This window comes from Pseudomonas sp. 910_21 (genome assembly GCF_052850735.1).
Genome location: NZ_VXCY01000001.1, coordinates 844,743 through 870,180 on the forward strand (window position 1 = coordinate 844,743; position 25,438 = coordinate 870,180).

The 25,438-nt window shown below is 62.4% G+C and carries 29 protein-coding genes; 15 read left to right on the top strand and 14 right to left on the bottom strand.

The features are described 5' to 3' along the window. Window positions 1–7: 7 nt before the first annotated feature. From FW796_RS03870 to FW796_RS03890, 5 genes are all read right to left on the bottom strand, one after another. Window positions 8–919: an SDR family oxidoreductase gene (locus tag FW796_RS03870; RefSeq protein WP_346633592.1), complete on the bottom strand. Its 912-nt coding sequence runs from the start codon at window positions 917–919 to the stop codon at window positions 8–10. Between the two features lie 167 nt (window positions 920–1,086). Continuing rightward, a complete protein-coding gene (locus tag FW796_RS03875; RefSeq protein WP_346633593.1) occupies window positions 1,087–1,989 on the bottom strand; it encodes an alpha/beta fold hydrolase in 903 nt (300 codons plus the stop codon). Continuing rightward, window positions 1,989–2,771, bottom strand: a complete 783-nt coding sequence (locus FW796_RS03880; protein WP_446439040.1) for a class II aldolase/adducin family protein — start codon at window positions 2,769–2,771, stop codon at window positions 1,989–1,991. The genes FW796_RS03875 and FW796_RS03880 overlap by 1 nt, the downstream gene beginning before the upstream one ends. Window positions 2,772–2,915: 144 nt before the next feature. Then, window positions 2,916–3,602: an LrgB family protein gene (locus FW796_RS03885; RefSeq protein WP_346633595.1), complete on the bottom strand. Its 687-nt coding sequence runs from the start codon at window positions 3,600–3,602 to the stop codon at window positions 2,916–2,918. Continuing rightward, window positions 3,592–3,978, bottom strand: coding sequence for a CidA/LrgA family protein (locus FW796_RS03890; protein WP_404938244.1), 387 nt, complete (start codon window positions 3,976–3,978; stop codon window positions 3,592–3,594). Before FW796_RS03890 ends, FW796_RS03885 begins: the two co-directional genes overlap by 11 nt. A gap of 98 nt (window positions 3,979–4,076) precedes the next feature. Between FW796_RS03890 and FW796_RS03895 the strand changes: the two genes are divergently transcribed. Continuing rightward, window positions 4,077–4,973, top strand: coding sequence for a LysR family transcriptional regulator (locus FW796_RS03895; RefSeq protein WP_346633597.1), 897 nt, complete (start codon window positions 4,077–4,079; stop codon window positions 4,971–4,973). Here the strand turns inward: FW796_RS03895 and FW796_RS03900 are convergent. Then, a complete protein-coding gene (locus tag FW796_RS03900; protein WP_346633598.1) occupies window positions 4,954–5,409 on the bottom strand; it encodes a flavodoxin in 456 nt (151 codons plus the stop codon). The two genes, FW796_RS03895 and FW796_RS03900, sit on opposite strands and share 20 nt — an antisense overlap. A gap of 155 nt (window positions 5,410–5,564) precedes the next feature. On the opposite strand from FW796_RS03900, the gene FW796_RS03905 reads away from it, so the two are divergent. Both FW796_RS03905 and FW796_RS03910 read left to right on the top strand, forming a co-directional pair. Next, window positions 5,565–6,038, top strand: coding sequence for a PAS domain-containing protein (locus FW796_RS03905; protein ID WP_317071491.1), 474 nt, complete (start codon window positions 5,565–5,567; stop codon window positions 6,036–6,038). A gap of 53 nt (window positions 6,039–6,091) precedes the next feature. Then, window positions 6,092–6,697 (top strand): hypothetical protein, encoded by a 606-nt coding sequence (locus tag FW796_RS03910; RefSeq protein ID WP_346633599.1) that lies wholly within the window; start codon window positions 6,092–6,094, stop codon window positions 6,695–6,697. Between the two features lie 18 nt (window positions 6,698–6,715). Here the strand turns inward: FW796_RS03910 and FW796_RS03915 are convergent, their stop codons facing one another. Next, complete coding sequence (locus FW796_RS03915; RefSeq protein WP_446439041.1) at window positions 6,716–7,675, bottom strand: MerR family transcriptional regulator; 960 nt, start codon at window positions 7,673–7,675, stop codon at window positions 6,716–6,718. A 211-nt stretch (window positions 7,676–7,886) separates the two neighbouring features. On the opposite strand from FW796_RS03915, the gene FW796_RS03920 reads away from it, so the two are divergent. From FW796_RS03920 to FW796_RS03945, 6 genes are all read left to right on the top strand, one after another. Further along, window positions 7,887–8,456, top strand: coding sequence for an antibiotic biosynthesis monooxygenase (locus FW796_RS03920; RefSeq protein WP_446439042.1), 570 nt, complete (start codon window positions 7,887–7,889; stop codon window positions 8,454–8,456). Window positions 8,457–8,595: 139 nt separating this feature from the next. Next, window positions 8,596–9,306, top strand: coding sequence for a dihydromonapterin reductase (gene folM, locus FW796_RS03925; RefSeq protein WP_346633602.1), 711 nt, complete (start codon window positions 8,596–8,598; stop codon window positions 9,304–9,306). A 23-nt stretch (window positions 9,307–9,329) separates the two neighbouring features. Then, window positions 9,330–9,890: a GTP cyclohydrolase I FolE gene (gene folE, locus FW796_RS03930; protein WP_346633603.1), complete on the top strand. Its 561-nt coding sequence runs from the start codon at window positions 9,330–9,332 to the stop codon at window positions 9,888–9,890. 2 nt (window positions 9,891–9,892) lie between these two features. Continuing rightward, window positions 9,893–10,273, top strand: coding sequence for a dihydroneopterin triphosphate 2'-epimerase (folX, locus tag FW796_RS03935; RefSeq protein ID WP_404938241.1), 381 nt, complete (start codon window positions 9,893–9,895; stop codon window positions 10,271–10,273). A 58-nt stretch (window positions 10,274–10,331) separates the two neighbouring features. Then, window positions 10,332–10,628 (top strand): DUF1244 domain-containing protein, encoded by a 297-nt coding sequence (locus tag FW796_RS03940; RefSeq protein ID WP_007929830.1) that lies wholly within the window; start codon window positions 10,332–10,334, stop codon window positions 10,626–10,628. Further along, window positions 10,621–10,959: a HopJ type III effector protein gene (locus tag FW796_RS03945; protein WP_346633605.1), complete on the top strand. Its 339-nt coding sequence runs from the start codon at window positions 10,621–10,623 to the stop codon at window positions 10,957–10,959. Before FW796_RS03940 ends, FW796_RS03945 begins: the two co-directional genes overlap by 8 nt. Before the next feature lie 146 nt (window positions 10,960–11,105). On the opposite strand, the gene trxB is transcribed toward FW796_RS03945, so the two are convergent. Further along, on the bottom strand, window positions 11,106–12,068 hold the full coding sequence (gene trxB, locus FW796_RS03950) for a thioredoxin-disulfide reductase (RefSeq protein ID WP_060837566.1): 963 nt from the start codon (window positions 12,066–12,068) through the stop codon (window positions 11,106–11,108). A 310-nt stretch (window positions 12,069–12,378) separates the two neighbouring features. On the opposite strand from trxB, the gene cysZ reads away from it, so the two are divergent. Beyond that, window positions 12,379–13,128, top strand: a complete 750-nt coding sequence (gene cysZ, locus FW796_RS03955) for a sulfate transporter CysZ (protein ID WP_346633606.1) — start codon at window positions 12,379–12,381, stop codon at window positions 13,126–13,128. 45 nt (window positions 13,129–13,173) lie between these two features. Then, complete coding sequence (locus tag FW796_RS03960) at window positions 13,174–14,454, top strand: glycosyltransferase family 4 protein (RefSeq protein WP_446439043.1); 1,281 nt, start codon at window positions 13,174–13,176, stop codon at window positions 14,452–14,454. On the opposite strand, the gene FW796_RS03965 is transcribed toward FW796_RS03960, so the two are convergent. The 3 genes from FW796_RS03965 to FW796_RS03975 form a co-directional block, all read right to left on the bottom strand. Then, window positions 14,451–15,554 (bottom strand): NADH:flavin oxidoreductase, encoded by a 1,104-nt coding sequence (locus FW796_RS03965; protein WP_402890618.1) that lies wholly within the window; start codon window positions 15,552–15,554, stop codon window positions 14,451–14,453. The genes FW796_RS03960 and FW796_RS03965 overlap by 4 nt on opposite strands. A gap of 186 nt (window positions 15,555–15,740) precedes the next feature. Beyond that, window positions 15,741–16,223, bottom strand: coding sequence for a glutathione peroxidase (locus tag FW796_RS03970; protein ID WP_102861170.1), 483 nt, complete (start codon window positions 16,221–16,223; stop codon window positions 15,741–15,743). Window positions 16,224–16,344: 121 nt separating this feature from the next. Further along, the gene (locus FW796_RS03975; RefSeq protein ID WP_123727481.1) at window positions 16,345–16,830 is read right to left on the bottom strand and encodes an FKBP-type peptidyl-prolyl cis-trans isomerase; all 486 of its coding nucleotides are present in this window, start codon (window positions 16,828–16,830) and stop codon (window positions 16,345–16,347) included. Here FW796_RS03975 and FW796_RS03980 point away from each other — a divergent pair. From FW796_RS03980 to FW796_RS03990, 3 genes are read left to right on the top strand one after another with little or no spacing between them, the layout of a single operon-like run. Further along, window positions 16,799–17,137, top strand: a complete 339-nt coding sequence (locus tag FW796_RS03980) for a DUF3565 domain-containing protein (RefSeq protein WP_346633609.1) — start codon at window positions 16,799–16,801, stop codon at window positions 17,135–17,137. The genes FW796_RS03975 and FW796_RS03980 overlap by 32 nt on opposite strands. A gap of 57 nt (window positions 17,138–17,194) precedes the next feature. Then, window positions 17,195–19,294, top strand: a complete 2,100-nt coding sequence (gene pta / locus FW796_RS03985) for a phosphate acetyltransferase (RefSeq protein ID WP_346633610.1) — start codon at window positions 17,195–17,197, stop codon at window positions 19,292–19,294. Beyond that, window positions 19,295–20,200, top strand: coding sequence for an acyltransferase (locus FW796_RS03990; protein WP_346633611.1), 906 nt, complete (start codon window positions 19,295–19,297; stop codon window positions 20,198–20,200). 127 nt (window positions 20,201–20,327) lie between these two features. Here the strand turns inward: FW796_RS03990 and cysN are convergent, their stop codons facing one another. The 3 genes from cysN to FW796_RS04005 form a co-directional block, all read right to left on the bottom strand. Then, complete coding sequence (cysN, locus tag FW796_RS03995; protein WP_346633612.1) at window positions 20,328–22,226, bottom strand: sulfate adenylyltransferase subunit CysN; 1,899 nt, start codon at window positions 22,224–22,226, stop codon at window positions 20,328–20,330. Between the two features lie 9 nt (window positions 22,227–22,235). Next, entirely contained in the window at window positions 22,236–23,153 is a 918-nt protein-coding gene (cysD, locus tag FW796_RS04000; RefSeq protein WP_011059289.1) for a sulfate adenylyltransferase subunit CysD, read from the bottom strand. Window positions 23,154–23,400: 247 nt separating this feature from the next. After that, window positions 23,401–24,159, bottom strand: a complete 759-nt coding sequence (locus tag FW796_RS04005; RefSeq protein ID WP_123727477.1) for a Nif3-like dinuclear metal center hexameric protein — start codon at window positions 24,157–24,159, stop codon at window positions 23,401–23,403. A gap of 102 nt (window positions 24,160–24,261) precedes the next feature. Between FW796_RS04005 and algW the strand changes: the two genes are divergently transcribed. Continuing rightward, window positions 24,262–25,416 (top strand): Do family serine endopeptidase AlgW, encoded by a 1,155-nt coding sequence (algW, locus tag FW796_RS04010; RefSeq protein ID WP_346633613.1) that lies wholly within the window; start codon window positions 24,262–24,264, stop codon window positions 25,414–25,416. Window positions 25,417–25,438: the final 22 nt, after the last annotated feature.

Genomic DNA, 25,438 nt, shown 5'->3' on the forward strand with positions numbered 1-25,438 from the left:
ATGGAAGTCAGAGTGCGTACTTTTGCAGATTCTGCATCATCTCTTTCAGCGCTTCGATGTTGTCCTTGGGGTGGGACGCCCCCTCGAAATCGCAGATCTGCTGCCAGTGGGCCGCCACATCTTCCGGCGAAAAGCCCTGGTGCGGATCGAAACCGGCGCCCAGGCTGCGCTCCCAGCGCACCTTGCCGATCCAGCCGCCGCCTACCTCGAACAGGCCGGAGGTTTCCTCGCACTGCTCGCTGCCCAGGTACACCACCAGCGGGCTCACCAGTTCCGGCTTGAGCTGCTCGAACACCTGAGGCGGAATCAGGCCTTCGGTCATGCGCGTGCCACCGGTAGGGGCAATGGCGTTGACCAGGATATTGTTCTTGCGCCCCTCGATCGCCAGGGTCCGGGTCAGGCCATACAGGCCCAGCTTGGCCATGCCGTAGTTGGACTGGCCGAAGTTGCCGTAGATGCCCGAGGTGGAGGCGGTGAAGATCACCCGTCCATACGCCTGGTCCCGCAGGTGCGGCCAGGCGGCGCGAGTGACTTTGTAGGCCCCTTCCACATGCACCCGGTACACCAGGTCCCAATCGGTGTCCTCCATCTTGTGGAAGGTCTTGTCCCGCAGGATGCCAGCGTTGTTGACCACCACATCGACCCGGCCAAACACATCCAGGGCGTTCTGCACGATCTTTTCGCCATCGGTCACCGAGTCATGGTTGGCCTCGGCGATGCCCCCGGCCTCGCGGATCTGCGCCACCACCCGATCCGCGGCCGAGGCACTGGCGCCCTCGCCCTGGGCCGAGCCCCCCAGGTCGTTGACCAGCACCTTGGCCCCATGTTTGGCGAACAGCAACGCATGGGCCCGCCCCAAGCCTCCGCCGGCTCCGGTGATGATCACCACTTTGTCTTCCAAGCGCACAGACTCACTCATACCGAACTCCAGCAGGGCCAATGGACAATCCTTCGAGTGTCAGGCAGGCGGCCGGCGGTCACAATAAAAACGTCCGGGCCTGAATGGTGCCCAATAAGACAGCGGGATAATCGCCCCGCCCGCTCAAGACCGCGCCCCTGCCTTGGGCCACACAGTGGCCCTGGCGCTCAGGAGCCCACTGCCTGGCGTGGCGGCGCGAGCAACCTGTCGCGAAACCCCAGGTAATGCTTGAGCACCGGCAACGGCGCTTCAATCTGTGGGTAATGGCCGATACCCGGCAGCAGCACCGTGTCCGGCTCAGCGATCAACTGACGATAGCGCTCCACCATGTGCGCCCCGGAAATCGGGTCCTGGGCGCCATCGATCACCCGTAGCGGCACCTCGCCGCGTTGCATGGCGCCGACCCAACGCTCGCGCTGCGCCCGCCGCTCGGGGATGTAAGCGATCAACTTGTGCAGGATGCGCGGCCCGTTGTTGCTTTGCACCAGGCTCCAGAAGTCATCCAGGACCGACTCGCTGGGGCGCGTCTGGGGGCCGAAGATCTGCCGAAAACTGTTCGCCAGCCCCTGGCGGCTGAACACCCGCCCGAGCATCCAGCCCACAGGGCTGAGCAACAGCTTCTGGGTCAGCACCGGGCGATGGGTTTCCGGAAACAGACCGCCATTGAGGAACACGCAGCTGGCGATTTCGATCCGCTCTTCGTAATGCCGGGCCAGCAGTTCCTGGGCGACGCTGTCGCCGTAGTCATGGGCCAGCAGGTGCAGCGGCTCCTGGATCCGCAAATGAGCCAGCAGCGCCTGCTGCAAGTCGGCCTGCTCCAGCAGGCTGTACTCGTGGTCCAGAGGCTTGGCCGAATCGCCGAAGCCGAGCATGTCGCAGGCGATCACCTGATAGCGCCGCGCCAGGGGTTGCCACAGGTAATGCCAGTCCCAACTGGCCGTGGGGAATCCATGGATCAACAGCAGCGGTTCGCCCTGCCCCGCCACCCAGTAACGAATGTGCTGGCCGCGAAACACGAAGTCCTTGCCGTGCTTGCGCCAGACACAAAGAGGAATCTCGGCGATAGGCATCAGACTTTATAACCCGGGTCGAGTTGATCGAGTTTGCGCAACAGGGCCGGCCAGGCCAGTGCGCCCCCCATGCCCTGGGCACTGCGGGTGACCCCGGCGATCATCGCCTTGGCCCCGGCCAGGATCGACGCGGGAATAGTGATCAGCTCGGCGCCGCCATTCTGCGCCAGCACCTGGATCTCGCAGGCACGCTGGAAGGTGAACATCATCAGGAAGGTATCGGCGATGCTCGCGCCGCAGGTCAGCAAGCCATGGTTGTGCAGCAACAGAAAGCTGTTGTCCCCCAGGTCGGCCTGCAGCCGCTCTTTCTCTTCGGGGTTCAGGGCCACGCCTTCATAAGGGTGATGGCCCAGGCTCGACAGCACGAACAGCGACTGTTGGCTGATGGGCAGCACGCCCTGCTTCTGCGCCGACACCGCGACCCCGGCGGCGGTGTGGGTATGCAGCACACAGAGCACATCGTGGCGCACCGCGTGCACGGCACTGTGAATGGTGTAGCCCGCCGGGTTGATCTCGTAGGAGCTGTCCATCAGCTTGTTACCGGCCTGGTCGACCTTCACCAGGCTCGAGGCGGTGATCTCGTGGAACATCATGCCGAACGGGTTGATCAAGAAGTCTTCGGTTCCCGGTACCTTGGCGGAGATGTGGGTGAAGATCAGGTCGTCCCAGCCATGCATGGCCACCAGGCGGTAGCAGGCGGCGAGATCCAGGCGGGTTTGCCACTCGATGGCGCTGACTTGGTTTTTTACACTCGGTGTCGATTGAACGGGGGCTAGGCTCACGGCAAGGACCTCGGTGATGGTTCTTATTGGATGAGAGAACCCTCAGAGTCTAGACAGCCCGCGTCAGCTGCGGAGTTGCATTGGCAGCCAGCTTGATGACCGAGCGGGTCAGCCGGCAAACAGGCTCTGGCCCGCGGCTTTACGTCAAAGCACCGACGCCAGCAAAGGGGCGGCGAACAGGTTCAGCAACCCGGTCAGCACCATCACCAGACCGGCCACCGAACCCTCTTCCCCACCGACTTCATGGGCCCGGCTGACTCCGGCTCCGTGGGCGCCGACGCCAAACAGCGCGCCCCGGGCCAGGGCACTGCGCAGGGGCAGCCAGCGCAGCAGCACACCCCCGAGCATGGCGCCGAACACCCCGGTGAACATCACGAACACCGCCGTCAACTCAGGCACGCCGCCCAGGTCATGGGCCAGGGGCATGGCAAACGGCGTGGTGATGGAGCGTGGCACCAGGGACAGGGTCACCGAGCTGTCCAGGGCCAGGGCCTTGGCCAGGCCGAAGGAACTGCCGATGGACGCGGCGCTGCCCGCCAGCATGCCCAGCAACAGGGCCGACCAGTGACGTATCAGCAACTGCCGCTGCTGCCAGATGGGAATGGCGAAGGCGACGGTCACCGGCCCCAGCACCAGCATCAGCCAGTGGGTGTTGGCGGCGTACTCGGCATAGGCGGTGTGCAGCGGCACGGCAACCGCCAACAGCAGGGCCGGCACCAGGATCAGCGGCGACAGCAGGTAGCGCCCGGTGCGCCGATAGATCCAGCGGCTGAACAGATACGCCCCCAGGGTCAGGGCCAGCCAGAACATCGGCATCAGTTCAAGCTTCATGGCGCACCCTCCAGCGGCAGACCATCTCCACCGTGAGTGCGGTCACCAGCATCACCAGCAGGGTGCTGATGCCGATCACCAGCAGAATCCGCCAGCCGTCCTGACGCAGCAGGCCGCCGTAGTCCAGCAAGCTCATCAGCGCCGGAATGAAGAACAGCAGCATCTCCGCCATCAGCAGGCCGGCCCCCAGTTGCAACGCCGCCGGCTTGACCCAGCCCAGGGCGAAGGCCAGCAGCAACAGCGCCAGGCCGATGACCCCGCCGGGAATCGGCCAGGGCAGCCAGATGGCCAGCTGGCAACCGAGAAAGTAAATGGCCAGCAGCACCGCCAGTTCACAGATCAGGCGGCCCAGGCGTTTGCAGGTGGAAATGTTCATGGTGGTTCAGTCCTCTCAAGGGCCTATTTTATGAAAAGCCCCTGCATCACCGAAGCGAATTGTTAGACTTGAAACCATTCCAATCTGGAATCACCACCATGGATTTCAAACAACTGCGCAGTTTCGTCGAAGTGATCCGCCAGGGCGGTTTCACCCAGGCGGCCAGGACGCTGCACATCAGCCAGTCGGCGGTCAGCAAGCAGATCGCGCAACTGGAACAGAGCCTCGGCACGCCCCTGCTGGAGCGCCAGGGCTCGCACATCCATCTCACCGCCGCCGGTGGCGTGGTGCTGCAACGGGCCGAGGGCATGCTGCGTCTGCGCCATGAACTGCTCAGCGAACTGGATGACCTGAGCCAACTGGCACGGGGTGAACTGCGCCTGGGTCTGCCGCTGCTGGGCAGCGATGCACTGTTCGCCAGCCGTTTCGCCGAATACCGCCGGCGCTACCCGAATATCCAGGTGCAACTGCTCGAAGGCGGCAGCCTGAATGTGGAACAGGCGGTGCGCAACGGTGAGCTGGAACTGGGAGGCAGCCTGACCCCCAAGGACCCGGCATTTGCCTATCAACCCTTCTGCGATGAGCCCCTGGATGCCTTGTTGCCCGCCGAGCATCCCCTGGCGATGAACGCCCAGGTGCGCCTGGAAGAACTGGCGGATACACCCTTCCTCCTCTATCAGCGCAGCTTTGTGCTCAACGACCGGCTGCTCCAGGCCTGCCAGCAGGTGGGCTTCACGCCTAAGGAAGGGGGACGCAGCGGCCAGGCGGACTTTCTCGCGGCGCTGGTGGCCGCCGGTCAAGGCGTGGTGCTGCTGCCCAGTGTGGTGGCCCGCGGCCTGGTGCGGCCGGGGGTGGTGCGCCTGACGCTGAAGGCCCCGGACTATCTGCGCTGGGACATTGCCTTCATCTGGCGCCAGGGCGCGTATCTGTCCAAGGCAGCGCAAGCCTGGCTGGCGCTGCTACGGGAACAGCCGGTCAGCCCCGCAGTGCGCTGATCAACTCGGCCAGCCAGGGCTCGGCATCGGTTTCCGGGGTCACGCTCTCGCTGGCGTCCAGGCGCAGCATCGGCAGCACTTCTTCCACTCCCAGCTCGGCAAACAGCTCACGCATCTGCTCGCCACCGCCACAGAAGGTATCGCCGTAGCTGGAATCCCCCAGGCCGATCACCGCTCCGGGCAGCCCGCGCCAGGCGGCGGGCAACTGATCGCGAATGCTCGAATACAGCGGCAGCAGGTTGTCCGGCAACTCGCCCATGCCGGTGGTCGAGGTCACGGCCAGAAACGCCTGTGGGGCGAAGGCCTGAAGCTCGGCCAGAGTGGCCCGCGGGTTGTGCCAGGCCTCAAAACCTGCGGCGTTGAGGAGCTTGGCGGCGTGCCGGGCGACTTCTTCAGCCGTGCCGTACACCGAGCCGGAAAGGATGGCGACTTTCATCAATCTGTTCCTGAAGCTGACTAAAAGACTGGGATATTACCAGCTACGGAGTAAAATCCCGCTTCTGGTGCCCCGCACAGCTCAAAAGTGCCTGTGGACAGCGTGCCAGCGTGCCTTAGAATCCAGCACTTGCTGATCGATAGCGGAACTTCGGGATGATCAACGCTCATCTGCTGCAAAAGATGATCAACGCCTCCAACGACGGGATTGTGGTCGCGGAACAGGAAGGCGAAGACAACATCGTGATTTACGTGAACCCGGCTTTCGAGCGACTGACCGGCTACAGCGCCGACGAAGTGCTGTATCAGGACTGCCGTTTCCTGCAGTCCGGAGACCGTGACCAGCCGGGGCTGGAACGGATTCGCCAGGCCCTGAGCCAGGGTCAGCCGTGCCGCGAGGTGCTGCGCAACTATCGCAAGGACGGCAGCCACTTCTGGAACGAGCTGTCGATCACCCCGGTATTCAACGACAGCGATCAACTGACCTATTTCATTGGTGTGCAGAAAGACGTCAGCGTGCAGATCAAGGCGCAGCAACGTTTGCTCCAGCTGGAGCAGCAGTTGGCCGCAGTGCAAGCCGAACTCGCCGCACTCAAGGCGACCGACGGCTCTAATAAGTCGCAGGTTTAGTGGTCTGTAGGGATATTCCCCGCCGATTTGTCCTCCACCCTTCGAGCAACATCATGCAGCGTGACGCTCTCCTCACCCAGGATGAACTGGACTTCATCCAGACCATGCAGCACAACCCGCAGCTCAATGTGCGCGATGCCACATCGAGCCTGCTGGTCAATGGCGGCTCGCAGATCCGTGACCTGCTGACCCGTCTGGCTGCCAATGAAAAGGTCACCATCCAGGCCCACTTCGACAATCAGCAGATGACCTTCCCCCTGCATCTGGTGGAAGACGAGTTCCATGCCCTGCATCTGCGCCTGGGGGTGCCGAGCATCTTCGAGGACGGCCCCATGATCCGGCCCTGGCGCTTAGCGTTGGAAGAGCCGGTGGCCCTGGAAAACTCCCGTGGCCAGCCCGGACGCCTGTGGGTGCGGGAAGTGTCGTTCAAGGGCGTGTTGCTGGAGATCCGCAACCGGACCCGTCCGCCCAAGCAGTTCGCCCAGTGGTTCAGCCCTTCGGGATATGAACGGATTGCCCTGCACGGGCGCTTCGAGCGCCAGACCGAAGCCGGTTTCTACGCCTATCGCCTGGATCAGAGTGACGCGGAAGAAACCGAACGCCTGCGCCAGTTCATCCTCCAGCAGCACCGCCATACCCATCCGGCCCTGCACGCCTGAGACTGAGCGGCAGCGGCTTCAGGTGTCCAGGCGACCGCTGAGGAACTGCCGCAGGCGCTTCTGCATCAAGCGCCCCTCATTGCCCAGGCACGCCACCGGCGAACCGCTGAAGCTTTCCTGAGCCAGGTCCGCCGCATCCCCGGCCAGCATCAACGGACAGTCCAGGGTCAGCGCCAGACGCTTGAGACGCTTGGGCAACTCCGCCGTCGGCGCATGATTGGAGAACACCACCAGGGCCACAGGCCTGAGTTTTTCGCAGACCAGGGTCAGCTCATCCAACGGCGCTCCTGGCCCCAGCAGGCGGACACCGATCTGGTCATGCCCGAGCATCAGCGCCGCCACCAGCAACTCCAGTTCGCGGCACTGCGGGTTGAGCGCCGTCAGCAGCAGTTGCTGGCGCTGAGTGGCACGCTGCAACAACAGCCTTTGTGTGATCCGCGCCCGCAAAAAACCATCCAGGAACAACCACTCGCTGGTCTGGCCGAAAGTGTCCCGGTCCTGCAGCAGTTGCTTCCAGAACGGCAGGAAAATGTCCTGGAATACCACCGCCAAGGTGTAGCTGGAGAAGACCTGCCCGTAGAGGCGTTCCAGTTGCTCTTCATCGAAAGCGTTCACCGCCAGTTTCAACTGATCGCGCCACTGGTCGTATTCGCTTTGCAGGCCGTCGTCCACCGGCGCCTTGACCTGCGCCTGAGCCGCCCGGCTCTTGGCCAGAATCTTGCCGACCTTGCTCACCGCCACACCGCGCTCGATCCAACCAAGAATCTCTCGCACCGCCTCAACATCGCGCATGGAATACAGGCGATGCCCGCTTTCGGTGCGCGTTGGCTGGATCAGACCGTAGCGGCGCTCCCAGGCCCGCAGGGTCACCGGGTTGATTCCGGTCAGGCGCGCCACCTCACGGATCGGAAACAGCTCATCCTGACGGGCGGGGTCAGGAGCCGGAGCGACGGGGGCAAGTTCAGTCATGACGGGCATCTGGGGAGAAAACACCGATAAACAAAGTGGCGGCCATTCTACTCCCCCCAGGTGCAAATGCTTCAAGCGCGAGAAAAACCGACCGGTGTCATTGGTACCATCGCGCCAATCAGGAATAATCCTTGCTTGTTTCAGGCGCGGCCCACTACCCCGGTGCCACGTCAAGCGACGGCCTTACCCAGGCCGCGCATTGGTTTTACGGAGATACATAATGTCTACCTCACCCGTCACCCTGATGGTTGCCCGGCGCGTTGCCGACGGCCGTTACCAGGACCTGATCGCCTGGCTGCGCGAAGGCGAACAACTGGCCACCGATTTTCCCGGCTATCTGGGTTCCGGCGTTCTGGCCCCGCCACCTGACGACGACGAATTCCAGATCATCTTCCGCTTCGCCGACGAACAGACCCTGCACACCTGGGAACACTCCGCTTCGCGTACCGCCTGGCTGGCTCGGGGCAGCGACCTGTTTGCCCACCCATCGGAACATCGGGTCAGCGGTATGGATGGCTGGTTCGGCGCAGCCGGGCAACGGCCACCGCGCTGGAAACAGGCCGTCGCCATCTGGCTGGCGTTCTTCCCGGTATCGCTGCTGTTCAACTTCGTCCTCGGCCCCCTGCTCAGCGACCTGAGCCTGTTGCCCCGAGTGTTTGTCAGCACCCTGGCCTTGACCCCATTGATGGTCTACTTCTTCATTCCGCTGTCCACCCGCCTACTGGCCAACTGGCTCAACAGCACACCGGCCCGCCCGCTTCCGAGCGCCCCTTCGACGCAGAATCCGTGATTCGCCGGCAAGCCGGCTCCTACATACTGCGCAAGAGCTGGCTTGTGTAGGAGCTGGCTTGCCAGCGAAGCCCTTTGCCTAAAGGCACAAGGCCTTCCCCGCTGGTATAGTTTTCCCCTACCCGCGACGCGAGCCCTCCATGAACGCCTCCCCCGCCCCGATCCTGATCACTGGTGCCAGCCAGCGTGTCGGCCTGCATTGTGCCCTGCGCCTGCTGGAAGACGGGCAGCCGGTGATTGTCACTTACCGCAGCGACCGCCCGGGCCTGCAGACCCTGCGGGAAAAGGGTGCGATCCTGCTGCATGCCGACTTCTCCAGCGAAGCCGGAATCCTGGCCCTGATCAGCGAAGTGAAAAGCCACACCGATCGCCTGCGAGCCATCGTCCATAACGCCTCGCAATGGCTGGAAGAAAGCCCCGGCCAGGAAACCGCCGCCTTTACCCAGATGTTCAACGTGCACATGCTCGCGCCCTACCTGATCAACCTGCATTGCGCGCAGTTGCTGCAGCGCTCGAGCCCGGCGGACATCATCCACATCAGCGACGACGTGACCCGCAAGGGCAGCAGCAAGCACATCGCCTACTGCGCCAGCAAAGCCGGGCTGGACAGCCTGACGCTGTCCTTCGCGGCCAAATACGCCCCGACAATCAAGGTCAACGGCATCGCTCCCGCCCTGCTATTGTTCAACCCCGACGACGACGCGGCGTACCGCGCCAAGGCCCTGGCCAAATCCGCGCTGGGCATCGAACCCGGCAGCGAAGTGATCTACCAGAGCCTGCGCTATCTGCTGGACAACCCCTATGTCACCGGCACCACCTTGACCGTCAACGGCGGGCGGCACGTTAAATAAGCCGGCCCCCACGAGGACCTTGCATGAGCCTTTCCCTGCCCCAACACTACCGCGAGATCCTCAAGGGCCTCGGTGAAGACCCCGAGCGCGAAGGTTTGCTCGATACCCCCAAGCGCGCGGCCAAGGCCATGCAGTACCTGTGTCATGGCTACAGCCAGTCGGTGGAAGAGATCGTCAATGGCGCACTGTTCGCCTCCGACAGCGACGAAATGGTGATAGTCGCCGACATCGAGCTGTACTCCCTGTGCGAACATCACCTGCTGCCCTTCATCGGCAAGGCCCATGTGGCTTATATTCCTACTGGCAAGGTGCTGGGGCTGTCGAAGATCGCCCGGATCGTCGATATGTTCGCCAGGCGCCTGCAGATCCAGGAAAATCTCACCCGGGAAATCGCCGACGCGGTGCAAAGCGTGACCCAGGCCGCGGGCGTCGCGGTGGTGATCGAAGCCAAGCACATGTGCATGATGATGCGCGGCGTCGAGAAACAGAATTCCACCATGCACACCTCGGTGATGCTCGGCGCCTTTCGCGACTCGAGCACCACTCGCCAGGAATTCCTGCAATTGATTGGACGGAGCAAGTAGCAATGCCACAACTTCAGCCAGGAATGGCTCGTATCCGAGTCAAGGACCTGCTCCTGCGGACCTATATCGGAATCAACGAGGAAGAGATCCTCAACAAGCAGGATGTGCTGATCAACCTGACCATCCTGTATCCCGCCCAGGATGCGGTGCGCGACAACGACATCGATCACGCGCTGAACTACCGCACCATCACCAAAGCAATCATTGCCCACGTTGAAGGCAATCGCTTCGCCTTGCTGGAGCGCCTGACCCAGGAACTGCTGGACCTGGTGATGAGCAACCTCTCGGTGCAGTACGCCGAGGTCGAAGTCGACAAACCCCACGCCCTGCGCTTTGCCGAGTCGGTATCGATCACCCTCGCGGCCAGCCGCGCTGGCGCATAGAGAACAGCCACAGCGGCAAGTGCCTGTCTTGGCACTTGCCACTGTCCCGGAGAAACCCATGACCGAACAACAACGCCTGGAACTGGAAGCCGCGGCCTTTCGCCGCCTGGTGGCCCACCTGGACAGCCGCAAGGACGTGCAGAACATCGACCTGATGAACCTGGCCGGGTTCTGCCGCAACTGCCTGTCCAAGTGGTACAAGGCCGAGGCCGACGAACGCCAGATCGAGGTCAGCCTCGATGACGCCCGCGAAGTGGTGTACGGCATGCCCTACGCCGAATGGAAAAATCTCTACCAGAAAGAAGCCAGCGCCGAGCAGCAAGCGGCGTTCGCCAAAGGAAAGCCCCATGACTGATCTGAACACCCTGCGCGCCAGCCTGAACAGCGGTGAACACGCTTTTGCCGACACCCTGGCCTTTGTCGCCGCCGGTTACGACTACCAGCCCCAGGCCTTCAACAACGGCGGCGTGGAAAACGCCGCCGGGCAGAACGAAGGCTCGTGCAAGACCCTGGGCCTGGCCCTGTTGGAAGGCCTGAGCGACGAAGAGGCGCTGCTGGCCTTCGGCGAGCACTACCGCTCGGTACTGGCCACCCCCGAAGGCACTGACCACGGCAATATCCGCGCCCTGATCGCTCACGGCCTGGCCGGGGTGAAGTTCGCAGCCCAACCGCTGACCCGCCGCTGAGCCGCACTCTGTAGGAGCTGGCTTGCCAGCGAAGGCGCCAACATAGGCAGCGCAAGGCTCGAGGGCCTCTTCGCCGGCAAGCCGGTTCCTACAATGCAACACCCATAAAAAAACCGGCTTACGCCGGTTTTTTTATGGCCTGGGTATCAGTGTGCAGCGTTCTGCAGACCGTCCAGGTAACGCTCGGTGTCCAGTGCTGCCATGCAGCCGGCGCCGGCCGAGGTGATGGCCTGACGGTACACGTGGTCGGCCACGTCGCCGGCGGCAAAGATGCCCTCAACGCTGGTGGCAGTGGCGTTGCCGTCACGACCGCCCTGCACGACCAGGTAACCGTCCTTGAGGGTCAACTGGCCTTCGAACAGCGAGGTGTTCGGGGTGTGGCCGATGGCGATGAACACGCCGTCGACTTTCAGCTCGTCGAAGCTGCCGTCGTTGTTCTTCAGGCGGGCACCGGTAACGCCCATATTGTCACCCAGGACTTCGTCCAGGTTGGCGTTGAGCTTGAGGATGATCTTGCCTTCGGCCACGCGGGCGTTGAGCTTGTCGATCAGGATCTTCTCGGCGCGGAAGGTTTCGCGACGGTGGATCAGGGTCACGGTGCTGGCGATGTTGGCCAGGTACAGGGCTTCTTCGACAGCAGTGTTACCGCCACCGACCACAGCCACTGGCTTGTTGCGATAGAAGAAACCATCACAGGTAGCGCAGGCCGATACACCCTTGCCCATGAACGCTTCTTCCGAAGGCAGACCCAGGTAACGGGCGCTGGCGCCGGTGGCGATGATCAGCGCATCGCAGGTGTAGGTCGCGCTGTCGCCGGTCAGGGTGTAAGGCTTGGCGGCAAAGTCCACGGCATTGATATGGTCGAAGACGATTTCGGTTTCGAAACGCTCGGCGTGCTCGCGCATCCGCTCCATCAGCGCCGGGCCGGTCAGGCCGTGTACATCGCCAGGCCAGTTGTCGACTTCGGTGGTGGTGGTCAGTTGGCCACCGGCCTGCATGCCGGTGATCAGCAACGGCTTCAGGTTGGCGCGGGCGGCATAGACCGCGGCGCTGTAACCGGCAGGGCCGGAACCGAGAATAATCACACGCGAATGGCGTACTTCAGACATGACTCACTCCTATCGACCGGCCCGGGTGACCTGGCGCGGAACGCCGGATTGCCGGCTGGAATAAAAAAGGACGGCGAAACCTTGGGGAAGGCTTGAACTCGCCCGTCCAAAAAATAATGGGTGAAGCGTATAGAGGGGGCGAAGATTAAGGAAATACGGTTTAACAATCCAGCTCATAGGCGGTCTCTATCCTCAGCAGGCCCCTTTGAAAGGGTCTTTGTTACCGTTGATGTCGACCTGTTCACGGTGCTTTCGCCCCCTGCGCAAAGCCGGTAAGGTCGGCGCGTTTTCCAACTGCTCGGAGCACTCTATGCCCGCCCCCGTACTGTCCGGCCCGCAATACCTGCGTGAGGGCCTGAAACTGGTCCTCAGTCCCGGCCTGCGCCTGTTCGTGCTACTGCCCCTGGTGATCAACCTGGTGCTGTTCGTCGGATTGATCTATTTCGCCGGCCACCAGTTCAGCCTGTGGATCGACACCTTGATGCCGACCCTGCCGCAATGGCTGAGTTTTCTCAGCTACATCCTCTGGCCGCTGTTCATGGTGCTGGTGGTGCTGATGGTGTTTTTCACCTTCACCATGCTGGCCAACATCATCGCCGCCCCCTTCAACGGCTTTCTATCGGAAAAAGTCGAAACTGTGGTCCGTGGCACCGATGATTTCCCGCCCTTCAGCTGGGGCGAACTGATCGCCATGATCCCCCGCACCCTGTCCCGGGAAATGCGCAAGCTCGGCTACTTCCTGCCCCGGGCCATCGGCCTGTTCATCCTGTCGCTGATCCCGGTGGTCAACCTGATCGCCGCGCCGCTGTGGCTGCTGTTCGGCGTCTGGATGATGGCTATCCAGTACATCGACTACCCGGCGGACAACCACAAGATGAGCTGGCAGGACATGCTCGCCTGGCTGCGCCAGAAGCGCTGGCAGAGCCTGGGCTTTGGCGGCATCGTCTACCTGGCGCTGATGATCCCGTTCGTCAATATCCTGATGATGCCGGCCGCCGTGGCCGGGGCCACGCTGTTCTGGGTCCGTGAGCGAGGGGTGGAGAACCTGCCGGCCAAATAAGGCTGGAGCGTCATAAATCCATCATCCAGACGTCACAATGACGACATGGCCTCAGTCGACACTGAGGCCATGACGACAGCTCTGCACATCACCCTCATCACTGAAACCTTCCCACCGGAAATCAATGGCGTGGCCAATACCCTTGGTCGCCTGTGTGATGGCCTGCGTGCCCGTGGGCATCAAGTGGAACTGGTGCGCCCGCGCCAGGGATGTGATCAGAGCCGCCCCAGCGACGAGGCCCTGCTGCTGTGCCGCGGCTGGCCGCTGCCGGGGTATCCGGGGCTGCAATGGGGCCAGTCGTCGATGCACAAACTGCTGCGGCGCTGGAAACGCCAACGCCCGGACGTGCTCTACATCGCCACCGAAGGCCCACTGGGGCTGTCCGCGCTGCGGGCGGCGAAACGCCTGGGGATCTCGGTGGTCAGTGGCTTCCATACCAACTTCCAGCAGTATTCCACCCAGTACGGCCTGGGTTTGCTGACTCGCTTGCTGACCCATTACCTGCGCTGGTTCCACAACCGCTCAAAGCTGACCCTGGTGCCCAGCGCCAGCCAGCGCCTGGAACTGGAGCGTCGGCACTTCGAACGCCTGGCCCTGCTGTCCCGGGGCGTCGACAGCCAACTGTTCCATCCGGCCAAACGCCTCAATGAGCTGCGCACGCGCTGGGGCCTGGGCAACGATGACCTGGCGGTGATCCATGTCGGGCGCCTGGCTCCGGAGAAGAACCTGGGCCTGCTCAAGCGCTGCTTCGAGCAGCTCAAGGCCACTTATCCACAGCGGAACATGAAACTGATCGTGGTGGGTGACGGACCGCAACGGGCGGCCCTGGAAAAGAGCCTGCCCGAAGCCCTGTTCTGTGGCAGTCAGCGTGGTGAGGCCCTGGCAGCCCATTACGCTTCGGGGGATGTGTTCCTGTTTCCCAGCCTCACCGAAACCTTCGGCAATGTGGTGCTCGAGGCCCTGGCTTCCGGGCTGGCGGTAGTCGCCTACGATCAGGCAGCCGCCGCCCAGCATATCCGCCATGGCTATGACGGCGTGCTGGCCATGCCCGGAGATGAAGGCGCGTTCTGTGACGCCGCCAGCTGGTTGCTGGAAGAAGTGGAAACCTTGCGCCGGGTACGCCTCAACGCCCGTCAACACGCCAGCCGCCAGGGCTGGCCGGCCGTGATCGAACAGTTCGAGGATCAGTTGCGCAGTGCCTGCCAGCAAGCACCGGCAGCGGATTACGAAGGGATGATCGAGGCGGTGCTGGAACCACGCAGCGCCACAAAGGCTCTCGGCGCGGCAAGGGGGCTGCCCCCCTCACCGCCCGGAGCCAGGCGTTAAACCAGGGACATCAGTGCTTCACGGCTGAACGGCAGGATATCCTGTTCGCGGCCGTCACGGACTTTCTGCGCCCAATCCGGGTCCACCAGCAAGGCACGGCCCACGGCCACCAGGTCGAACTCTTCATTGTTCAAACGCTGCAACAGGTTTTCCAGGCTGGCCGGCTGCGCCACCTTGTCGGTGTCGACCATGAACTGCAGGAACTCGCCGTCCAGGCCGACGCTGCCCACGGTAATGGTGGGTTTGCCGGTGAGCTTGCGGGTCCAGCCTGCCAGGTTCAGATCGGAACCTTCAAACTCCGGTTCCCAGAAGCGTCGCGTCGAACAGTGGAAGATATCCACACCCGCATCTGCCAGCGGCTTGAGGAAGGCGCCCAGAGCTTCCGGGGTCTGCACCAGACGTGCGCTGTAATCCTGCTGCTTCCACTGGGAGAAGCGCAGGATGATCGGGAAATCCGGGCCGACGGCAGCCCGTACCGCCTGGATCAATTCGATGGCGAAACGCGAGCGCTGAGCCAGGTCGCCGCCGTATTCGTCGGTGCGCTGGTTGGCGCCTTCCCAGAAGAACTGGTCCACCAGATAGCCGTGGGCGCCATGGATTTCCACGCCGTCCATGCCGATGCTCTGGGCATCCTTGGCGGCCTGGGCGAAGGCAGCGATCACTTCCTGGATGTCCTGGTGGGTCATGCCGTGCACCAGCACCTTGCCGTCCTTGAGCTTCTCGGTCGGGCCATAACCGGGCACGCTGGCGTCCGGTTCGGTGCCCAGGCGCCGCACATTGCCCACATGCCACAGTTGCGGAACGATCTTGCCGCCTTCAGCGTGGACCGCATCCACCACCTTCTTCCAGCCGGCCAGGGCCGCCTCGCCATGGAACTGCGGCACATTGGGGTAACCATTGGCGGCCTGGTGGCCCACCGTGGTGCCCTCGGTGATGATCAGGCCGACACCCGCAGCAGCACGGCGGCGGTAATACTCGATGACCTTGGAGTTGGGCACGCCGCCCGGAGAAAACGAACGGGTCATCGGCGCCATCACTACGCGGGTCGGCAGCTCCAGCGCGCCGAGTTGAAAGGGTTTGAACAAGGCTTGAACAGGCATGCTGCACTCCGACAAAAAGGCTTGAGTCGAGACTCGACGCACAAGACTGCGCCGGGTACCTGCCCCGGCGCACTTATGATGAGGATAATATTGCCCCCTCATAGCGCTGCACAGCATTATTGATTTGAGTGATTTAGATGCAAAAACGCCGCATTGCAGCGGCGTGAAAGAGGTGCCCGTCAGTGGTTAGCTCAGGGCCTTTTCGATGGCCTGGACCACTGTCGGATCATCGGGAGCGGTACGGGGCGAGAAACGCGCCAGTACCCGACCGTCCTTGCCCAGCAGGAATTTCTCGAAGTTCCAGGTGATATCCCCAGGAAACTCGGCGCCCTCACCCGCCAGCAAACGGTACAACTGATGGCGCTCGGGACCGTTCACGTCCAGTTTGCTGCTCAAGGGAAAGGTCACCCCGTAGTTGAGGCTGCAAAATTCCTGGATCTCCTGCTCGGTGCCCGGTTCCTGCCCGGCGAACTGGTTGCAAGGTAACCCCAGCACGCTGAATCCCTGGGCCTTGTATTGCTGGTAGAGATTTTCCAACGCCGCATATTGTGGTGTCAGACCACATTTGGAGGCGACGTTGACCACCAGCACGACTTGCCCCTTGAAGGGCGCGAGCGGCAGCTCCTGACCATCCAGGGCTTTCAATTTAAGGTCGTGAAAAGCACTCATGACGAACTCCAAATTCCTGTGTTCTTACAGAAAACAGCCTCTCGACAGTACAGCCAAAAGCCGCGGACTAAAAAGGCGCCCTCGGGCGCCTCTCCAGTAAGCTTGAGCTTAGCGCAGAAAATCAGTGGTGATGGCCACCTTCGCCATGGACGTGACCATGAGCGATTTCTTCCTGGCTGGCATCACGGATGGCAACGATCTTGACCTGGAAGTTCAGGCGCTGACCGGCCAGCGGGTGGTTGCCGTCGACGGTAACGTCGTCGCCGTCCAGATCACGGATGGTCACGATCTGCATCTGGCCGTCCGGAGCGGAAGCGTGGAACTGCATGCCCACTTCCAGTTCGTCGACGCCTTCGAACATGCTGCGGCTCAGGGTGCTGACCAGTTCGGCAGCGTATTCGCCGTAGGCATCTTCAGGTTCTACGGCAACTTTCAGTTCGTCACCGACTTGCTTGCCTTCCAGAGCCTTTTCCAGACCAGGAATGATGTTACCTGCACCTTGCAGGTAAACCAGCGGGGCGCCGCCGGCAGAGCTGTCGATGACCTCACCAGCGTCGTTGGTGAGGGTATAGTCGATGGAGACAGCCTTATTGGCGGCGATCAGCATGGGGCGGGACCTTTTGCATAAGAATGAAGAACGTCCAAGTTTAGCGAAGCAATCGCTCGAAAGCGAACGGAACCCAGACCAACGGAACGGGAAAAATCCGTCGACAATCCTGGGATTTCATCAGGATGAAGACGGCCACTGGGTGGCGCAACTGTCCTGCGGCCACACCCAGCACCTGCGCCACCAGCCGCCCTGGCAATCCCGAGCCTGGGTCCTGGACCCAAGGCAGCGCACAGAAAAAATAGGCCAGCCCTTTGCCTGCGGCTGGTGTGCTCAGGACCCGGGAAACGATAACCTTAGCGTCTGACTAGCAGGCAGACGGCCTTAGACCGTCGCCTTTGCCATGCACCTTCTGAGAATTCGCATGCAAACTTTTTTCATCGCGCCCACCGATTTTGGTGTGGGTCTGACCTCCATCAGCCTCGGGCTGGTGCGTACCCTGGAACGGGCCGGCCTCAAGGTCGGCTTTTTCAAGCCCATTGCCCAACCGCATCCGGGTGATACCGGCCCCGAGCGGTCCACAGAACTGGTGGCCCGTACCCACGGCCTGAAACCACCGCAGCCCTTGGGCCTGGCCCATGTGGAACGCATGCTCGGCGATGGCCAGCTGGATGAACTGCTAGAGGAAATCATCACCCTCTACCAGCAGGCCGCCATCGGCAAGGATGTACTGATCGTCGAAGGCATGGTGCCAACCCGCAGCGCCAGCTACGCCGCCCGGGTCAACCTGCACCTGGCCAAAAGCCTGGATGCCGAAGTGATCCTGGTCTCTGCTCCGGAAAACGAAGTGCTCACCGAACTGTCCGGCCGGGTCGAGTTGCAAGCGCAGTTGTTCGGCGGGCCGCGGGACCCGAAAGTGCTGGGGGTGATCCTCAACAAGGTGCGTACCGATGAAAGCATGGAGGCGTTCTCCGCCCGCTTGAAGGAGCACTCACCGTTACTGCGCAGCGGCGACTTCCGCCTGCTGGGCTGCATTCCCTTCCAGCCGGAACTGAACGCACCGCGCACCCGTGACGTTGCGGACCTGATGGGCGCCCAGGTGCTCAATGCCGGGGACTATGAAACCCGGCGCATGACCAAGATCATCATTTGCGCCCGCACCATGCGCAACACCGTGGAACTGCTCAAGCCCGGCGTGCTGGTGGTGACCCCCGGCGATCGCGACGACATCATCCTCGCCGTGAGCCTGGCGGCCATCAACGGCGTGCCCCTGGCCGGCCTGCTGCTGACCAGTGACACCCTGCCCGATCCACGGATCATGGAGCTGTGCCGTGGAGCCCTGAACGCCGGCTTGCCGGTACTTTCGGTGAGCACCGGTTCCTACGACACCGCCAACCAGCTCAATGGCCTGAACAAGGAAATCCCCATCGATGACCGCGAGCGCGCGGAAATCATCACCGACTTCGTCGCCAGCCACCTGGACGCCAACTGGCTGCACCAGCGCTGCGGCACTCCGCGGGAAATGCGCCTGTCGCCGGCAGTGTTCCGCTATCAGTTGATCCAGCGGGCACAGGAAGCCAACAAGCGTATCGTCCTGCCTGAAGGCAGCGAACCCTTGACCGTACAGGCCGCCGCCATCTGCCAGGCTCGGGGCATTGCCCGCTGCGTGCTGCTGGCCAAGCCGGAAGAGGTTCACGCGGTCGCCCGGGCCCAGGGCATCGAACTGCCGGAAGGCCTGGAGATTCTCGACCCGGACCTGATTCGCGAGCGCTACATCGAGCCCATGGTGGCCCTGCGCAAGAGCAAGAGCCTCAACGCGCCCATGGCCGAGCAGCAACTGGAAGACCCGGTGGTCATCGGCACCGTGATGCTGGCCCTGGACGAAGTGGACGGCCTGGTATCGGGGGTCATTCATTCCACCGCCAACACCATCCGTCCGGCCCTGCAACTGATCAAGACCGCCCCGGGCTGCACCCTGGTGTCCTCGGTATTCTTCATGCTGTTCCCCGAGCAGGTGCTGATCTACGGCGACTGCGTGATGAACCCACACCCCAGCGCCAGCGAACTGGCGGAGATCGCCTTGCAGAGTGCCGACTCGGCAGCGGCCTTCGGCATTACCCCAAGGGTGGCCATGATCAGCTACTCCAGCGGCGACTCGGCCAGTGGCGAAGAAGTGGAGAAAGTCCGCGAGGCGACCCTGCTGGCCCATGAAGCCCAGCGCTCGCTACTGATCGACGGCCCCCTGCAATACGATGCCGCGGCCAACGAAAACGTCGCTCGGCAACTGGCACCCAACAGCCAGGTGGCGGGCAAGGCCACGGTCTTCGTGTTCCCCGACCTCAACACCGGCAACACCACTCACAAGGCCGTGCAACGCAGCGCCGACTGCGTGAGCCTGGGGCCGATGCTGCAAGGCCTGCGCAAGCCTGTGAACGACCTGCCCCGGGGCGCCCAGGTGGACGACATCGTCTACACCATTGCCCTGACCGCAATTCAAGCCGCCAACCGACCTATGGATGTCTAAATGCTGGAATTCCTACCTGCCGTAGTGCGCGGGATCATCGCCTCCATCCTGTTGGCGCTGAACACTATCCTGCTGTGCTCGTTCCTGTTCTGCGTGGCGATCTTCAAGGCCCTGCCTTTCGCCCTCACCCAGCGCTTTACCCACTGGTTGATGAATCACACCCATGAAGCCTGGATCAGCAACAACAAGGCCTGGATGCAGCTGGTGTGCCGCACCCGCTGGCACCTCAGCGGCCTTGAAGGCCTGGATTACCAGCACTCCTATCTGGTCACCAGCAACCACCAGAGCTGGGTCGACATCATGGTCTTGCAGTACGTGCTAAACCGGCGTATCCGCCCCCTGAAGTTCTTTCTCAAGCAGGAGCTGATCTGGGTACCGGTGATTGGCCTGGCCTGGTGGGCCCTGGGCTTTCCGTTCATGAAGCGCTACTCCAAGGCCTACCTGGAAAAGCATCCGGAGAAAAAGGGCAAGGACCTGGAAACCACCCGCAAGACCTGCGCGAAGTTCCGCAACAACCCGGTGGGGATCTTCAACTTCGTCGAAGGCACACGCTTCACCGAGGGCAAGCATGCTCAGCAGCAGTCGCCGTTCCGCTACCTGCTCAAACCCAAGGCCGGCGGTATCGCCTTTGTCCTGGATGCCATGGGCGAGCAATTGCAATCGATCATCGATGTGACCATCCACTACCCCGCTGGACGCCCCGGTTTCTGGGACCTGCTGTGCGGCAGGGTCAAGGATGTGGTGGTGCGCTTTGAGGAAGTGCAGATTCCGCCGCAGTTCATTGGCAAGAACTACGAGCAGGACACGGCCTATCGCCAGGAATTCCAGGGCTGGATCAACCAGCAGTGGCTGGACAAGGATGCGCTGCTGGAAGTGCTGCATCGCGAGTATCCGGCCAAACCCTGAGGGCCTCTTCGCTGGCAAGCCAGCTCCTACACAGAGGTCCGTAGGAGCCGGCTTGCCGGCGAACGCTATCTGAAGCGCACAAAAAAGCCCGCAGCCGATCACTCGGCTGCGGGCTTTTTGCTACGGCTTAGATCGCGCCGTGTTTACGCAGCAGATCCAGCACCAGCTTGACGCCGTCTTCCAACGACAGCGCCTGGGTGTCGATCACCAGATCGGCATTGAGCGGCACGTCATACGGGAAGGATTCGCCCGGGATGTTGTCCCCAGCGGCAGCGTACAGCCCCTGCGGATCACGCTCGGCGCACACCGCAGGCGATGCCTGGACGTAAACCGTCAACAGACGATCCTTGCCGATCAGGTCCTTGGCCTGCTCGCGCCCTTCGGCACTCGGCGCCACGAACGCGGCCAGGGTCAGCAGGCCGGCTTCGTTGAACTGGCGGGCAACGTGAGCCGCACGACGCCAGTTCTCGGTCCGCCCGGCACGATCCTGTGGCAGGCCCTTGTTCAGGTCATGCCGCAGGTTCTGGCCATCGAGCACATACACCGCGCGCCCCATGTCGAACAGCTTGCGCTCCACCGCGTAGGCCAGGGTGCTCTTGCCCGCGCCCGAAAGGCCGCTGAACAGCACGGTTGCCGGTTGCTGGCCGAAACGCTGAGCACGCTCTTCAGTGGCCACATGGGCCAGCTTGCCGTGGTGGGTGGCGCTGCCATGGGCCACTGGCTGGGCGATGATCATGCCGGCGCCGACGGTGCCGTTGGTCAAGCGGTCGATGACAATGAAAGCACCCGTGGTGCGGTTGCTTTCATAGCCGTCCAGGGCGATCGGCGCGTCGAGGCTGACCTTGACCTTGCCGATCTCGTTCAGTTGCAGCGCACTGGCCGCCCCCTCTTCCAGGGTGTTCACATCGACCTTGTGAACGATGCTGGCAATCGAGCCCGGCACGTAGCTGGTAGCACGCTTGATGTCGTACTTCTTGCCCGGCAGCATCGGTTCTTCAGCCATCCACACCAGCATGGCTTCGAAGCTGTCGGTGACCGGCGGCACGCTGTCGGCATGCACCAGCAGGTCGCCGCGGGAGATGTCGATCTCGTCTTCCATGGTCAGGGTCACGGCCTGGCCGGGGCCGGCCTGCTCCAGCTCACCCTCGAAGGTGACGATGGACTTGACCCGGCTGCTCTTGCCCGACGGCAGCACCACGACTTCGTCGCCCTTGTGCACGATGCCGCTGGCCAGGGTGCCGGCAAAACCACGGAAGTTCAGGTTCGGACGGTTGACGTATTGCACCGGGAAACGCAGGTCGGTGAAATTGCGGTCGCCCGCCACTTCCACGGTCTCGAGGATTTCCATCAGCGACTGCCCGGTGTACCAGGGCGAACGCTCGCTCTTGTTCACCACGTTGTCGCCCTTGAGCGCCGACATCGGTACGAAGTGCAGACTGGTGGGCTGCAGCTTCAGACCCTGGGCAAATTTCAGGTAGTCGGCCTTGATCGACTCGAACACGCCTTCATCGAAGTCCTTGAGGTCCATCTTGTTGATGGCCACGACGATGTGCTTGATCCCCAGCAACGAGGCGATGAAGCTGTGGCGACGGGTCTGGGTCTGCACGCCGTAGCGGGCGTCCACCAGGATGATCGCCAGGTCACAGGTGGAAGCACCGGTGGCCATGTTGCGGGTGTACTGCTCATGGCCGGGGGTGTCGGCGATGATGAACTTGCGCTTGGCGGTGGAGAAATAGCGGTAGGCGACATCGATGGTGATGCCCTGCTCGCGCTCGGCCTGCAGGCCATCCACCAGCAACGCCAGGTCGATGTCGTCACCGGTGGTGCCGACCTTCTTCGAATCCCGGGTGATGGCTTCCAGATGGTCTTCGTAGATCATCTTCGAGTCGTGCAGCAGACGCCCGATCAGGGTGCTCTTGCCGTCATCGACGTTACCGCAGGTCAAAAAGCGCAGCAGCTCTTTACGTTCGTGCTGGCCCAGGTACGCGAGGATGTCCTCGCTGATCAAATCAGATTGATGCGACATGACAGCCCCTTAGAAATAACCTTGACGTTTCTTGTCTTCCATCGAGCCGGCGCCATCGTGGTCGATGACCCGGCCCTGGCGCTCGGAAGTTCGCGTCAGGAGCATTTCCTGGATGATGTCCGTCAGGCTCTCGGCCTCGGACTCCACCGCGCCCGTCAACGGGTAGCAGCCAAGGGTACGGAAACGCACTTTCTTCTTGACGATGCGGGCTTTCTCTTCATCGGACAGATGCTCGAGGATGCGCTCGTCATCGATCATGATCAGGGTGCCGTTCTTCTCGATCACTTCACGCTCGGCGGCGAAGTACAGCGGCACGATCGGGATGCCTTCCAGATAGATGTATTGCCAGATGTCCAGCTCGGTCCAGTTGGACAGCGGGAACACGCGGATCGATTCGCCCTTGTTGACCTTGCCGTTGTAGACGTTCCACAGCTCGGGGCGCTGGTTCTTCGGGTCCCAGCGGTGCTTGCTGTCGCGGAACGAGTAGACGCGCTCCTTGGCGCGGGACTTCTCTTCATCGCGACGGGCACCGCCGAATGCGGCGTCGAAACCGTGCTTGTCCAGAGCCTGCTTGAGGCCCTCGGTCTTCATGATGTCGGTGTGCTTGGCACTGCCGTGGGTGAAGGGGTTGATGCCCTGGGCCACGCCGTCAGGGTTGACGTGGGTGATCAGGTCCAGCCCCAGTTCCTCGACCATGCGGTCGCGGAACTTGTACATTTCCTGGAATTTCCACTGGGTATCGACGTGCATCACCGGGAACGGCAGCTTGCCGGGGAAGAACGCCTTGCGGGCCAGATGCAACATCACGGCGGAGTCTTTACCGATGGAGTACAGCATCACCGGGTTGTCGAACTCGGCGGCCACCTCGCGGATGATGTGGATGCTTTCCGCCTCCAGCTGTTTCAGATGCGTCAGTTTGTCGACCATGGCTACTCACGAAAGCTTTCTTATGGACGGCCATCGGGCCGTGTTCGAGCGGGGCATGCTAGCACAGCGACCTGCTTCTAATCAGGGCGCCAACTAGAACGAAACGATATATGAATATACCGCCCGGTTAGGCATCAAAACACCTGACCAGACGGCCGACGCAGGAGCTGGCTTGCCAGCGAAGGCGCTTTCAGACGCACCTCAAGGCTCAAGACCTTTTCGCCGACAAGCCGGCCCCTACACGGGGTCAGATCGGGTTGGGGCAGTCGATGAACAGGTGCTCCAGGGCAAAGCGCCGGGCCAGGTAGTCGCCCAGGGCCTGGACGCCATAACGCTCGGTAGCGTGGTGACCGGCAGCAATGAAGCTGATGTCGTTTTCCCGGGCGCTGTGGAAGGTCTGTTCCGAAGCCTCACCACTCAGATACAGGTCGACGCCGGCCTGGACCGCCTGGTCGATGTAGCCCTGGCCGCCGCCGGTGCACCAGCCGACCCGGCGGATCATCTCGCTGCCTTCGATCAGCAACGGTTCGCGGCCCATCACTTCCTGCACTCGCCGGGCAAAATCCCGTGCAGTCAGGGGCTCGCTGAGTGAGCCCACCAGGCCAACGACCTTGGGATTGTCCGGGTCCAACGGGCCTTCCACGGTGATATCCAGCTGTCGGGCCAGTTGCACGTTGTTGCCTACCTCTGGGTGCAGGTCCAGGGGCAAGTGATAGGCCAGCAGGCTGATGTCGTGCTTGAGCAGGGTTTTCAGCCTACGCTGCTTCATTCCGGTGATGCAGGGGTTCTCGCCTTTCCAGAAATAACCGTGATGCACCAGGACCAGATCGGCCTTGGCCTCCACCGCTGCGTCCAGCAACGCCTGGCTGGCGGTCACGCCGCTGACGATGCGCATCACCTGCGGGCGTCCTTCGACTTGCAAGCCATTGGGGCAGTAGTCGGCGATGCGTGAACTGCCCAGGTAGCGGTCCGCTTCTTCCACCAATGTGCTCAGGGCAACGGCCATAAAAGACTCCTAAATATCCCGTTCAGAGGCGCGCGCGGCCTCGTATAATGCGCGACATTATGGGCCGTGCGCAGCCCTTCGTAACCACCCAGGACTTGCTCAATGCTCAAGGCTCTGCGTTTTTTTGGCTGGCCGCTACTGGCCGGCGTGCTTATCGCGTTGTTGATTATTCAGCGTTATCCGCAATGGGTCGGGTTGCCCAGCCTGGACGTCAACCTGCAGCAAGCTCCGCAAACCACCAGCACCCAGCAGGGGCCCGTGTCCTACGCCGATGCGGTCGTGATTGCCGCGCCTGCGGTGGTCAACCTGTACACCACCAAGGTGATCAACAAGCCTGCGCATCCGCTGTTTGAGGACCCCCAGTTCCGACGCTTCTTCGGCGACAACCTGCCCAAGCAGCAGCGCATGGAGTCGAGCCTGGGCTCGGGGGTGATCATGAGCCCCGAAGGCTACCTGCTGACCAACAACCACGTGACCTCCGGTGCCGAACAGATCGTGGTGGCGCTCAAGGATGGCCGTGAAACCCTGGCAAGGGTCATCGGCAGCGATCCGGAAACCGACCTGGCGGTGCTCAAGATAGACCTGAAAAAACTGCCTTCGATCACTGTCGGCCGCTCGGAAAACGTTCGCGTCGGCGACGTCGCCCTGGCCATCGGCAACCCGTTCGGGGTCGGCCAGACCGTGACCATGGGCATCATCAGCGCCACCGGGCGCAACCAGTTGGGCCTGAACAACTACGAAGACTTCATCCAGACCGACGCCGCGATCAATCCGGGCAACTCCGGTGGCGCACTGGTAGACGCCAACGGCAACCTGACCGGGATCAACACCGCCATCTTCTCCAAATCCGGCGGTTCCCAGGGCATCGGCTTCGCGATCCCGATCAAACTGGCCATGGAGGTGATGAAATCGATCATCGAGCATGGCCAGGTGATCCGTGGCTGGCTGGGCATCGAAGTGCAGCCGCTGACCCAGGAGCTGGCCGAGTCCTTCGGCCTGGCCGGGCGTCCCGGGATCGTGGTGGCCGGGATCTTCCGCGACGGTCCGGCGCAGAAAGCCGGTATGCAATTGGGAGACGTGATCCTCAGCATCGACGGCGAACCCGCCGGCGATGGTCGTCGCTCCATGAATCAGGTGGCGCGGATCAAGCCGACGGACAAAGTCTCGATCCAGGTCATGCGCAACGGCAAGGAGCTCAAGCTGACCGCAGAAATCGGCCTGCGTCCGCCACCCGCACCGGTCAAAGAAGAAGAGTGAATGTGCGCCCGGCCATGCCGGG